The 12,013-nt window shown below is 43.7% G+C and carries 8 protein-coding genes; 4 read left to right on the forward strand and 4 right to left on the reverse strand.

Features of this window, described 5'->3' with window-relative positions; all coding sequences use genetic code 11:
* Nucleotides 1-91: 91 nt before the first annotated feature.
* Entirely contained in the window at nucleotides 92-1,141 is a 1,050-nt protein-coding gene (locus tag DN068_RS15210; RefSeq protein ID WP_207798966.1) for an endonuclease/exonuclease/phosphatase family protein, read from the reverse strand.
* Nucleotides 1,142-1,278: 137 nt separating this feature from the next.
* On the opposite strand from DN068_RS15210, the gene DN068_RS15215 reads away from it, so the two are divergent.
* The 4 genes from DN068_RS15215 to DN068_RS15230 all read left to right on the forward strand — a co-directional run bounded on the left by DN068_RS15215 (nucleotide 1,279) and on the right by DN068_RS15230 (nucleotide 8,063).
* Nucleotides 1,279-4,104: a peptidase associated domain and porin domain-containing protein gene (locus DN068_RS15215; RefSeq protein ID WP_110999794.1), complete on the forward strand. Its 2,826-nt coding sequence runs from the start codon at nucleotides 1,279-1,281 to the stop codon at nucleotides 4,102-4,104.
* 39 nt (nucleotides 4,105-4,143) lie between these two features.
* The gene (locus DN068_RS15220) at nucleotides 4,144-5,544 is read left to right on the forward strand and encodes a DUF5689 domain-containing protein (protein ID WP_123985369.1); all 1,401 of its coding nucleotides are present in this window, start codon (nucleotides 4,144-4,146) and stop codon (nucleotides 5,542-5,544) included.
* Nucleotides 5,545-5,635: 91 nt separating this feature from the next.
* Nucleotides 5,636-7,456 carry a T9SS-dependent choice-of-anchor J family protein gene (locus tag DN068_RS15225; protein ID WP_110999796.1) on the forward strand — a complete coding sequence of 607 codons (1,821 nt, stop codon included), beginning with the start codon at nucleotides 5,636-5,638 and terminating at the stop codon, nucleotides 7,454-7,456.
* A 100-nt stretch (nucleotides 7,457-7,556) separates the two neighbouring features.
* A complete protein-coding gene (locus tag DN068_RS15230; protein ID WP_110999797.1) occupies nucleotides 7,557-8,063 on the forward strand; it encodes a DinB family protein in 507 nt (168 codons plus the stop codon).
* A 170-nt stretch (nucleotides 8,064-8,233) separates the two neighbouring features.
* Here the strand turns inward: DN068_RS15230 and pfkA are convergent, their stop codons facing one another.
* From pfkA to DN068_RS15245, 3 genes are all read right to left on the reverse strand, one after another.
* Nucleotides 8,234-9,217, reverse strand: coding sequence for a 6-phosphofructokinase (gene pfkA / locus DN068_RS15235; RefSeq protein ID WP_207798968.1), 984 nt, complete (start codon nucleotides 9,215-9,217; stop codon nucleotides 8,234-8,236).
* Nucleotides 9,218-9,284: 67 nt separating this feature from the next.
* Nucleotides 9,285-9,920: a response regulator gene (locus DN068_RS15240; RefSeq protein ID WP_110999798.1), complete on the reverse strand. Its 636-nt coding sequence runs from the start codon at nucleotides 9,918-9,920 to the stop codon at nucleotides 9,285-9,287.
* Complete coding sequence (locus DN068_RS15245) at nucleotides 9,917-11,860, reverse strand: tetratricopeptide repeat-containing sensor histidine kinase (RefSeq protein WP_110999799.1); 1,944 nt, start codon at nucleotides 11,858-11,860, stop codon at nucleotides 9,917-9,919. The genes DN068_RS15240 and DN068_RS15245 overlap by 4 nt, the downstream gene beginning before the upstream one ends.
* Between the last annotated feature and the right edge of the window lie 153 nt (nucleotides 11,861-12,013).

The following is a 12,013-nucleotide window of genomic DNA, read 5'->3' on the forward strand; positions in this document are numbered from 1 at the left end:
CGAATGATTGGTCAGGGTGACCAGCACGAGTAATTGTTCCCAAACACGAATAACTGATCCCGACCCATGTCGGGATCAACTGTCAACTGAACTACGGATTCTGCGTAGCTCGGATAAAATAAATAATCGTTGGGAAGTGGTCGCTGTAGCCATTGATCCAGTTGTTGCCGTCGAAAGAACGGTGCGGCGAACCTTTATACTGACCGAATTTGTTTTTCAGAAATTCACGGTTGAAAACTTCCGCTTTGTAATAGCGCCAATGTTCATCCGGTTGCTTGAGCCATTCGCCAGAGATCATAATCTGATCAAATAAATTCCATGCATTATTATATGCCAGTGTGCCAATACCTTGTTTGTAAAAATTAACGAACGGGTTAAACAACCCTGTTTGGTCTACTTTGTCTTTATCACCTTTTGCACCTAATACTTTTGCAACACTAGGACTGATTGGGTCGTCGTTTAAATCGCCCATCAAGATCACACGCGTAGCCGGATTGGCAGCCATCATAGAGTCAATTAATTTCTTGCTCACGTTTGCAGCGATGGCACGAAGTGGCGCAGACGCAGCTTCACCGCCGCGGCGCGATGGCCAGTGGTTTACGAATACATGAACGGTATCTCCTGCAAGCACTCCTGCAACATGAAGTACGTCGCGGGTCTTACCACCTTTTTCACCAGTGGTGCTGATGTCTGTGTATAATGCTTCTGCATTTAGTACCGTAAAATATTTTGGATTGTACAGCAATGCTACATCGATACCGCGTGAGTCCGGACTTTCGAAATGCACGTATTTGTAGTTGCGGGCTTTGATTTCTGGTTGGCTGACTAACACATCCAGCACATGATCATTTTCAATTTCAGCAGTGCCTATAAGTGCCGGCCCTTCTGGGTTTAGCTCTGTGCCGAGTTGTTGTAACACAGTTGCAATATTGTGTGCTTTTTGTTGAAAGATTTCTTCGGTATAATGATACGGACCGTTTGGCGTAAACTCATCATCGCCCCAGTTTTTCGGATCATCATCCGCATCAAAGAAGTTTTCGAAGTTGTAAAATGCAACGGTTGTTACGTGGTAATTTTTCTTTTCGGCAATTGAAGAAAAGGCAATAAAAGACGCAATGAGCAGCAGAGAAATTCGTTTCACTACAAAAAATTTTTGCAAAGGAACCGAAAAAACAAGTGCACTCAGTTTCTTAAAGATCACTTAATGGAAACTTAACCATTCCGAAATATTCGGCATAAGAATTGCAAGGAACTTTGCAAACAAGATTTATAGCTCTTATGAAATTAAAACTACCCGCAGTTTTGTTGCTTGCCGCTACCCAAACAGTAGTCGCATCTGCACAAAACAACAGGCAGACCTCTCTCGTAAAGGGCAGGCTGTTTAATAAGATAACGAAGCAGCCCGCCAATGATGTTCAGATTATTTTTCCTGGTCTGAAATTGCTTACAATCACTGATGGCGAAGGCAATTTTAATTTTAGCCAGGTTCCTTATGGTACTCAGAAAATGGTTGTAGGCGGTAACACCGTTAAGGCAGATACCATCACAATCGTGATCAGTAAAGACCTCGTAGATGTTGGCGACATTCAAGTGACTCCTTCCGAAAATGGTCTTGTAGCTACACAGTTAACACAGATTCCGACAATCGCTATTGAAGATGCGAATGTGAGCGTGGACGACGATGGTGTGAAAGGTTCTGCAGTAAGTGGTTTGCTGACTGCTAGTCGTGATCCGTTTGTAAATACTGCTTCCTTCACATTTGGTCAGTATCGTTTCCAGGCGCGTGGTTATGATCGTAACGCGCAGCAAGTGTTGGTAAACGGTATGCCGATGAATGACGTGGAAACCGGTGATGCAAGCTGGAACCAGTGGGGCGGCCTGAACGATGCATTCCGTGCAAGAAACAATACTTACGGCCTTACGCCGTCTGATTATACGTTCGGTGGTATGAACGGTAGTGTTTATTTTGATGCAACTGCAGCCAACCAACGTAAGCAAACACGTATTACTTATTCAGCGACCAACCGTCAGTATAAAAATCGTCTGATGTTAACGCACAGTTCTGGTTTGATGAAAAATGGCTGGGCTTATTCATTGTCTGTGTCTAAACGCTGGGCGAATGAAGGATATATTCCGGGTACGTTTTACGATGCGTATTCTTATTACGCCGGTGTCAGTAAAGTGTGGAAAAAACATCAGTTTAACCTGACGACATTTGGAGCGCCAACCCGTCGTGGTAAAGGTACAGCGGCAACGCAAGAAGCTTATGATCTTGCTGGCAGTCACTTCTATAATCCAAACTGGGGTTATCAGAATGGCGAAAAGCGTAATGCTAAAGTGAACGAGTATTTCCAGCCGGTGGTTATCGCTAACTACGAATACAAACCTTCTGATAAAACGGATTGGAATACTACAATAGGTTATCAGTTTGGCAAGAATAAAAACTCTACGCTGGACTGGTATAACGCACAGGACCCTCGTCCGGACTATTATAAAAACATGCCGAGCTATTATGTAAATGGTCTGACGAATCCATCTCCGGATCTGGCCGATCAGGTGCGTGCTCAGCTGGAAGCAAATCCAAGCCAGATGCAGCTCGACTGGAATAAACTATACGATGCGAATTCTGTGAATTACGAAACAATCCACAACGCAAACGGTATTGCCGGTAACGATGTGTATGGCCGTCGTGCAATGTATATCGTCGCTAATGATGTGGATGATATCAAGAAATTCAACTTCAGCAGTAACCTCACGCATTCACTGAACGAGCATATCATTCTGTACACAGGTATCACGTTTATTACACAACGTACAGAAAGCTACAAGGAAGTTGCAGACCTGCTTGGTGCCGATTTCTATGTAAACTACAATCAGTTTGCATCACGTGATTATCCTGGTAAAGCGGATGTGTATCAAAATGATCTGAACAATCCAAACCGCATTGTGAAAGAAGGTGATAAATATAGTTACGACTATATCACGCATTTCAACAAAGGCTGGTGGTGGGGCCAGGCGGCATTTACTTACAACAAGTTTGATTTCTTTGTTGCGGCAAATGCAGGCATCAATTCATTCAGTCGTGAAGGTCTTTATCGTAATGGTTTGTTCCCGAATACTTCTTATGGGAAAGGCGCTACTGAAAGCTTCTTTATCTATGGTCTGAAAGGTGGTGCTACTTATAAGATCAACGGTCGTAACTATCTCTTCGTAAATGCGAGCGCTGGTGCAGATGCCCCAACGGTTGATAACACTTACATTTCTCCGCGTACCCGTGGTAACGTAGTGGATAACCCGACAACGCAAAAATACCAGACGGTAGAAGGTGGTTATTTGCTGAAAGCACCGAATATCAATGCGCGTGTGGTTGGCTATGCAACAGATATCAAAGACGCAACAGATATTCAGCGTTTCTATAACGATGATCCGAACGTACAGTCTTTCGTAAACTTTGTATCGCAGCACGTAAACTCACGCTATGTGGGTACTGAACTTGCGGTAGATGTGAAGGTAATGCCAACGCTGAATCTTATTGGTGTTGCGGCTGTAGGACAGGCATTCTATACAAATCGTCCGACGATTTCTTCTTACAAAGACAACGACACAACAAGTAATCCTACGACCTATACTGTTTATAACAAGAACTACTATGTTGCTGCTGGTCCGCAAAGCTCTTACACTGCTGGTGCACGATACAACTCTAAAAAGTACTGGTGGGCTGGTATCAATTTCAACTATTTCGACAGAAACTATGTTGCTGCTGCGCCAATCCGTCGTACGGTAGATGCTGTTGATGGTCTGGTGCCGGGTTCTCCTGAATGGAATGAAGTATTGAATCAGGAAAAACTGCCGTCTGCTTTCACTGTAGATCTGAGTTTTGGTACTTCTATTATGCTGCACAAATGGCTGAAACAAATTCCGCGTAGCACAATTTTATCAATTAACGCCGGGGTGAGCAACCTGCTTGATAACCAGGATGTCGTTACCGGCGGGTTTGAACAGCTGCGCTTTGACTTTACTAACGGTAATATCGGCAAGTTTCCAAGCAAATATTTCTATGGTTTTGGCCGTAACTACTTCGTGAACGTGAGTCTTAGATTTTAATCAATTATCAAAAAGCTTTTAATAAAAAATATTCCAATAATGAAACGTTTTCAATTAGCTCTGTGTGTTCTGGTTAGTGCTTTGTCATTCACTTCATGTGTGAAGAAAAATTTCGACGCGCCACCAGATTCAAGTAACTACGATCCAAATCTGCCGACCAGCGGTTCGCTTGCAAAAGCACGGGCGCTTTTAGCCGGTACTGTTGCTGTACCTATCGATTCAGACTGGACCATTTCGGCGACAGTTATTGCAGATGACCGTTCGGGTAATCTGTACAAGCAGATCGTAGTGGACGATGGTACCACAGGTATGACTTTGCTGCTCGAAGCAAACAATCTGTATGGTAACTATCCGGTAGGCCGTAAGATCTATCTGAAAACAAAAGGCCTTTACATTGGTATGTACGGTGGCTTGCCCCAGATCGGCATGATAGATGAAACAGGTTCTATGATCGGTATTCCGTCTACACTGATCGGTGGTCACGTAATCAAGGGTGATTTTCCGCATCCGGTTATTCCAGATACTGTTTCCCTGAATGATCTGAACGATGGTTTACTGAATCGTTTGATCTATATCAAAGACGTAGAATTTGCAGGTTCTAACCTCGGTATGAGCTACGCACAGCCGTCAGCAATTGCGAGTGGTACAAGTCGTACTGTTGAGGATTGCGCTGGTAACACCATTACGCTGCGCACCAGTGGTTATGCAAACTTCCAGCCTTATATCGTTCCTTCTGGTAAAGGTGGTATTGCTGGTATCTACACTACTTACAACGGTACGCCGCAGCTGATACTCCGCGATACTACAGATGTAACTATGTATGGCGAACGTTGTGGCGCAAATACGCCATTTATTACGATTGACAGCATGCAGAAAATGTATACCGGCGCTGATGCGGTAATGCCAACTGCAAAAATCTCTTGTATCGTAATTTCTGACCGTGCAAACGGCAATACGACCGCTTCTAACGTAATCGTTCAGGATGCAAGCGGTCGCGGTGTTGTAATGTATTTCTCCGGTAGTGGTAACACGCCAACTTATGATATGGGCGACTCGCTGGTTGTAGATATCACGGCTATGACGCTCACTACTTATCAGGGCGGACTGGAACTGAAAGCAAACACAAGTAAAGTTGTAAACTATAAAGGCAACCACGCTGTAACGCCTTTGTCGATCTCCCTGGATGACCTGAATGCAAGTTTCATCACTTATCAGTCTACACTCGTAGAAATCAAAAATGCAACAGTGTCTGGCGGTGGTACTTACAGCGGCAACAAAACACTGAACGACGGTACTAGTACCATTTCTCTGTACACAACGAGTGCAGCAGGTTTTGCTTCGCAGCCTGTACCGACTACCCCGATGACTTACCGTGGTATCGCAACGCCATATACTAACGGTAACGAAATCAAACTCCGTAACCTTAACGACGTTTATTAAAATTTAAGTGTAGCGGTTGAGCACTGAACCCGTTTGGCTGCTGCGCTTTTCATAAATACCCATAATAGAAGAAAATTTAAAAATCCATAAAATGAAAAGAATCGCTTTACTTATCGCAGGCATCGCTGCCGGTTTCGCAGCGAATGCTCAGCTTTCCCTGTCTGGATCAAGCTACACTCAAAATTTTGACAACATCGGCAACGGTTTGCCGGCAGGTTGGGAAGTAGACTCGCTCGCTACGCCAACTTCAAAAGGTGTTGTAATGGCATTTGATACGACAAAAACAGCCTGGTCGGTAACAACCGGAAAGTTTAAAAACTTTGCTTCTAAAGGCACTTTCGCTGTAAATAACATTCCTTCGGCAACTCAGTCTGCTGCCACAGACCGCGCTTTGGGTGTTCGTCAGGTAGGCTCGCTCGATTCAATGATTGCATTTGAATTGCAGATCACAAATACTTCAGGGCTTACAGGTTTCAATCTCGGTTTCGATCTGATGTCTCTTGATTCTACTACGCCTCGTACTTCTACATGGGCTGTTGATTATGGTTTTGGCGCTAGCCCTTCGTCATTTACAACAGCAAATGCTACTGGTACGCTGACTACAGGTAACGGTGTTTTTTCAAGCAATCACATCACTGTAAACTTTGGTAGCGCACTGGATAATCAGACAGGAACAGTTTGGATTCGTGTAATTGTACCACACAGAACAACCGGTTCCGGTACGAGATCTTCTGCTGCAATTGATAATTTTAACTTGACATGGAATGGCTCGGGCGTGACAAACTATCGTCCGCTGGTGAGTGCTAAGAACCCTACAAACGGTGCTACCGGTGTACTGCCAACGACCAATCTGGCTGTAACTTTCGACCGCAACATTTCAAAAGGTTCAGGAAATATCTACCTGAAAAATCGTACAACGCAGCACACAGATACTTTCGCAGTAACTGCTTCAAGTGTAGCAGTAGCAGCAAAGGTAGCTACGATCACTACGGGTTTCTTGTTGGATAGCAATACAGTTTATCATGTTACTTTTGATTCTACTGCTTTTGATACAGCTTCTTACAGAAGCTACGGTATCTATGATACAACTGCGTGGATGTTCACAACTATTCCAAATGCATCTCCTGTAATCACTGTTACTTCGCTGAGCGAAAATTTTGATAATGCATGTGCTACAGGTAGCACCAACCAAATGCCGAATGGCTGGAGCAAATACAGTGTAACTGGTGCTCAGCAATGGAATTGTTATAGCTACGGTTACCAAAGCACTCCTTGTTACAACATGAACGGTTACCAAACGAGTGTTAACTATGTAAACGAAGACTGGTTGATCACGCCACGTATGGATCTGTCTGCAATGTCTGCTGCTTATTTCACTTTCCGCGCTTACAAAAAATTTGCGGGTGATGATATGAAAGTAATGGTGTCTAACAGCTACTCTGGCAATGGTGCGCCTACAGGCTTTATTGATCTGGCTGTAAACTTCTCTGCTGTTGATACAAACTTCAAACAATTCTCTGCTGATATTTCTTCTTATAAATCACAGCCGGTATTCGTAGCGTTCAAATATACCAGCGATGCTTCTAATGCAGCTCAGTGGAAAGTGGACAACGTACTCGTGTCTGCAACACCTGCAAGCGTAGCTAACCTGGCTAAAAACAATATGGAGCTGACAGTTGTTGGTAATTCAACATCAAATAACATCACGCTGATGTTTGATGTAAAACAAGCTGGTGCTTACACTGTGAGCGTACTTGATATCACTGGTCGCGAAATTGTTCGTCGTAATGTAACATTAGGAACAGGTGTACAACGTTTTTCTGTAGATGGTATGTCGCTGAACAGCGGTATGTACATCGTTAAAATGAGCAATGAAAATAGCTTCGGTGCTACAAAAGCTGTAGTACAATAATTTAGTTCTGATTTTTTGAAAAAGCCTGCCTGTATTTACAGGTGGGCTTTTTTCTTGTCATAAAAAATTGGTTAATTGCAGCACTAAAAAAATTGAAATTATGTCACTGAATCAAGCGTTGATCGCAGAACTGAAACAAGAAGCGGCTAGCACCCGCAAAATGCTGGAACGTGTACCTACAGAACACCTTGGCTGGAGACCACACGAAAAATCAATGACACTGCGCGGCCTGGCCGGTCACGTGGCGGAATTGTCTGGCTGGACTGCTATGACCGTGCACACCGACGAGCTTGATTTTGCTAAGACAGAATACGCGCCGCCAGCGGTAGAAAGTACAGAAGATTTGCTGAGAATTCACGACGAACATCTTGAAAAAGCGGTTGCTGCTTTGCAGAACATTCCGGAAGAAGATTTTAATAAAATCTGGACGCTGAAAGCTGGTGATCAGATTTACCTGCAACAGCCGAAGAAAGTGGTATTGCGCAGCATGTGCTACAATCACGTATATCATCACCGCGGTCAGCTGAGTGTATATCTGCGTATGCTCAATGTACCGGTTCCGGGTATGTACGGTCCGTCTGCAGATGAAATGCCAGCTGCTAATTAATTGCTCAAAGCTTAACGCACAAAGCTACTCTTTTCATCCGGAGCGGAGTCGAAGGGGAAGTTTCCCACAAAGAGTCATAAGAAGCAAAGATGCCTTATAGAAAACGGTCCCACAGCACTGCGGGACCGTTTTTACTATATGACCTTTTAACTTTTTAACCCTTTAATCTTTTACACAGACAGCACCCGTATCATTTCAATCATATCCGTACTGATACCGGCATTCGTTTTGATCACCTGCTGGAAAGGTGTGTACGTAATATCTCCATTAACGATGCCCGTCATTACTTGTGTTTTATTTTCACGAAGTGCTAATACTGCTGCATAGCCCAAACGGCTCGCCAGCACACGGTCGGCATAAGTAGGAGAGCCGCCGCGCTGAATATGCCCCAACACTGCATAGCGCGTATCTATTTTCGGAAAACGCTCAATTATTCTTTTCGCAACTTCTGCGGCACCGCCAAATTCATCGCCTTCCGCAACTACTAATATATGTACACTTTTACTGCGGCGCTCATCACTATCAATCCGGCACAATACGTCCTCGATATCGGTCATGATCTCCGGAATTAAAATATCTTCTGCACCGCAGGCAATGCCACTATTGAGGGCAATATAACCGGCGTCACGCCCCATTACTTCAATCACAAATAAACGATCGTGTGCTTCGGCAGTATCTCTGATTTTATCGATCGCCTCTACTGCAGTGTTTACCGCCGTATCAAAACCGATTGTAAAATCGGAACCGGAGAGATCTTTATCAATAGTGCCCGGAAGTCCTACTGCAGGAATTGTATATTGTTTAAAAAATTCTACCGCTCCGCGAAAAGTACCATCGCCACCGATCAAGACCAAAGCTTCAATGCCATGTTTCTGCAATTGATCATAAGCAGCCTTTCTGCCTTCATCAGTTTTAAAAGCGTCACTGCGGGCGGTTTTCAGGATGGTCCCCCCTCTTTGAATAATATTGGCGACATCGGTTGTTTTCATCTGGAAAATATCACCTTCGATCATGCCCTGATAGCCATGGCGGATACCGTACACTTCCATGTCATAATACAACGCCGTACGTACCACCGCACGAATTGCAGCATTCATCCCCGGACTATCGCCGCCTGAAGTCAGTAAGCCTATTTTTCGGATCGTCTTTTCCATAGTGTTTTTCCAATCAGTTATTACTACTGCAATTTACAACTAAGCTGTGTTTAAAATAGAGGTCCGACTAATCTATCAGCCCCATGTCAATCGCTTTTTTTATCAAAGCTGCAGCATTTTTTACACCGAGTTTCAGCAGCAGATTATTACGGTGATGATCTACTGTTCGCTTACTGAGAAATAATTTATCGGCAATATCCTGACTGGTTTGATTGGTTGCCACCAGCTGCAGAATTTCTTTTTCCCTGCGCGTCAGCACCAGCTCTTCTGGAAATGTTTGCGCGCTGCTGATGGTATGGCGCAGTACTTTATCTTTCAGTTCATCTGCCAGAAAACTCTTGCCGGAGTTGACTGCATGTATAGCGGCTACAATCTCTGCTTCTGGCGCGGTTTTCAACACATAGCCCAAAACGCCTTGCTGTAGCATGTTTTTGATATGGTAAACAGTGTCCAGATTAGTGAGTGCTACCATTTTTACAGAAGGATAGAGCCGGGATACAATCTTTGCCAGTTCATCGCCTTGTTGTCCGGGCATTTGAATATCGAGCATCAAAACATCGGGTAATGTTTTTTTCAGACCTTCCAGCAATTCAGTTCCATTCCGGTAAGAACCGCAGAGTTCCATGTTGTTCTGGCGTTGAATAATACTTTCCAGTCCGTTCAATATAAGTGGATGATCGTCTGTGATGGAGATTTTGATCATAAAGTTGTAGTCGCATTAACGCCAGGTAAATCAAACTCAATATAAACTGTTGTTCCTTTTCCTTCAAAAGATTCTATGGAAAGCTGTCCGCTCATGCTCTGTATCCGTGATTGCAAATGCAGCAGACCCTGACCCGAATGGTGGTTTGTATCGGTGATTCCCCGACCGTTGTCTTCTGCGGTAATGCTAAAAAGTCCGTTGTCTGAGATTAACTGTACCAGCATTTTTGAAGCATTTGCATGTTTAATGGTATTTTGGACGAGCTCTTGGATAATCCGGTAACTAAATAGTTTAAAATCTTCGGAAAACGATTGAAAATCTCCGTATGCCTGCACATCGATGTGAAGGGACTTATTTTCATTTACCGTTGCACAAAATAGCCGTACCGCTTCCGGAAGACTGTTGTGCAGCAGTACGCCAGGCATCAGATTATGTGCGGCATCACGGATATCCTTTCCCATTTCCTGCAGCATTTTCCAGACGCGCGTATATCCCGGTTGGGAAGAAAGATTGTTTTCTAAGCCTAATGTTTCATAACCCATTTTCACGGCAGCTAACATGCCGCCAACACCGTCGTGCAATTCCCCGGCAAGACGTTCCCGTTCTTTTTCTTCGCCCTGCATGGTGGCGCGCAGCATCATGATCTCCTGCGTCCGTTGAAGGTTTAGCAGTTTTTCAGTTTGTAATTTCTGTTTTTGCTGTACGTTCCTGTACCGTGCTACCAAAAGCGTTGTGAGCAACAGAAGACACCCGATAATGATAACGATCCAGCTATTTTTTTCTTTGAGTGAATTTTCCTGCTGAGCGATCAGGAGCTGGTTTTGGGCCAGTGTTTTGTCTTTCTCTGCTGTCCGGTATTTTATTTCTAGTTGATTGATATTTTGTGTCAGGTCCTTCCCTTCAATACTGTCTTTGAGTTTATTGAAATTCATCAGATGTTTGTAAGCCGCTTCGTAATTACTTTTACGGGCATAGATCAGTGACAGTATTTCCTGAAGCTGCATTTGATTATCCTTGAGCGATGATGCTTCTTTTGCATCAGATGCCAGTTGCAGATATTTTTCCGCAGCGTCATAATCATGAAGCATGTAATAAGCTCTGCCAAGTGATAAAAAAAGACTTTGTGTATTCAGGTCTTCCGGAAGGAATTGGTCGTGCATGCGGAGTGCTGTCTGTAAGTAAGGCAGCGCTTTCGCTGCACTATCTAATCCGATGTAGTGCGTGCCGATATCGGTAAGTGTGATAAATTCTATTTCAGTGAACTGGTGTTCCCGGGCTATTTTAAGCGCCGCATTGAAATAACCTAAAGCTTTTTCTGTATCTTTTTTATGACTGTAGATAAAGCCTTTATTTTCCAGAATGCCGGCCATCAGTAAGTAATTTTTTTCGCGTCCGGCTGCTTTGGCTGCTTTGTCGAGATAATAAAGCGCTTTGTCGGGTTGCCCCATCCGGTTCATCAGGATTCCGAGATTGCTGTATATTCTTCCACCCGGTATGATTGCCGGAAACATTTCCGCCAGGAACATCGATTTATAACAATACTGAGCGGCGCTATCATAATTGCCGCGGGTATAAAACACATTCGAAATATTGTAGTAGAGCTTAGCTGTAAACAATAATCCGGCGGGAGACCGGTCGCAATAGGGAAGTGCCTGCCGGTATCTGGAAAGGCTTTTTTCATATTCGCCTTTTATGAAATATATATTACCTGTTTCAATCAGTGAAAATATCAGCCCTTTGGTGAAACCGATTTTCCGGCTGTCGTCAAAAATCTGAGGGAGAAGCTGCAGCGCGCTATCCGGCATTTTCTGCTCTAGCTTGATAATCAGCGCTTCGTTTTTTAGAATCGAAACGGTGTCAGGATTTTGTGCCAGGGCCGACGAAGTAAATAAGGAAATAATAATAATAAGGTGGGTTAAATATAGTTTAATGTCAGTCATTAACAGAGATGTATTTTTTTAATACTTAATTTTGGATCCGACTGTTATGTTAGGGGTATTTAGGTGAAACTAGGTATTTATACCGAATCTTAAAACTGGTATAAATGCGGAAAATAGTGCCAGTTAATGAAAATATTTTTATCGGTTATATAA

It is taken from the genome of Taibaiella soli, assembly GCF_003236175.1.
GTDB lineage: Bacteria > Bacteroidota > Bacteroidia > Chitinophagales > Chitinophagaceae > QKTW01.

Excerpts from the sequence above, each read along its gene's own strand:
- DN068_RS15215 (WP_110999794.1), top strand. The coding sequence starts at position 1,279 with ATGAAATTAAAACTACCCGCAGTTTTGTTGCTTGCCGCTACCCAAACA.
- DN068_RS15220 (WP_123985369.1), top strand. The coding sequence starts at position 4,144 with ATGAAACGTTTTCAATTAGCTCTGTGTGTTCTGGTTAGTGCTTTGTCA.
- DN068_RS15225 (WP_110999796.1), top strand. The coding sequence starts at position 5,636 with ATGAAAAGAATCGCTTTACTTATCGCAGGCATCGCTGCCGGTTTCGCA.
- DN068_RS15230 (WP_110999797.1), top strand. The coding sequence starts at position 7,557 with ATGTCACTGAATCAAGCGTTGATCGCAGAACTGAAACAAGAAGCGGCT.
- pfkA (WP_207798968.1), bottom strand. The coding sequence starts at position 9,217 with ATGGAAAAGACGATCCGAAAAATAGGCTTACTGACTTCAGGCGGCGAT.
- DN068_RS15240 (WP_110999798.1), bottom strand. The coding sequence starts at position 9,920 with ATGATCAAAATCTCCATCACAGACGATCATCCACTTATATTGAACGGA.
- DN068_RS15245 (WP_110999799.1), bottom strand. The coding sequence starts at position 11,860 with ATGACTGACATTAAACTATATTTAACCCACCTTATTATTATTATTTCC.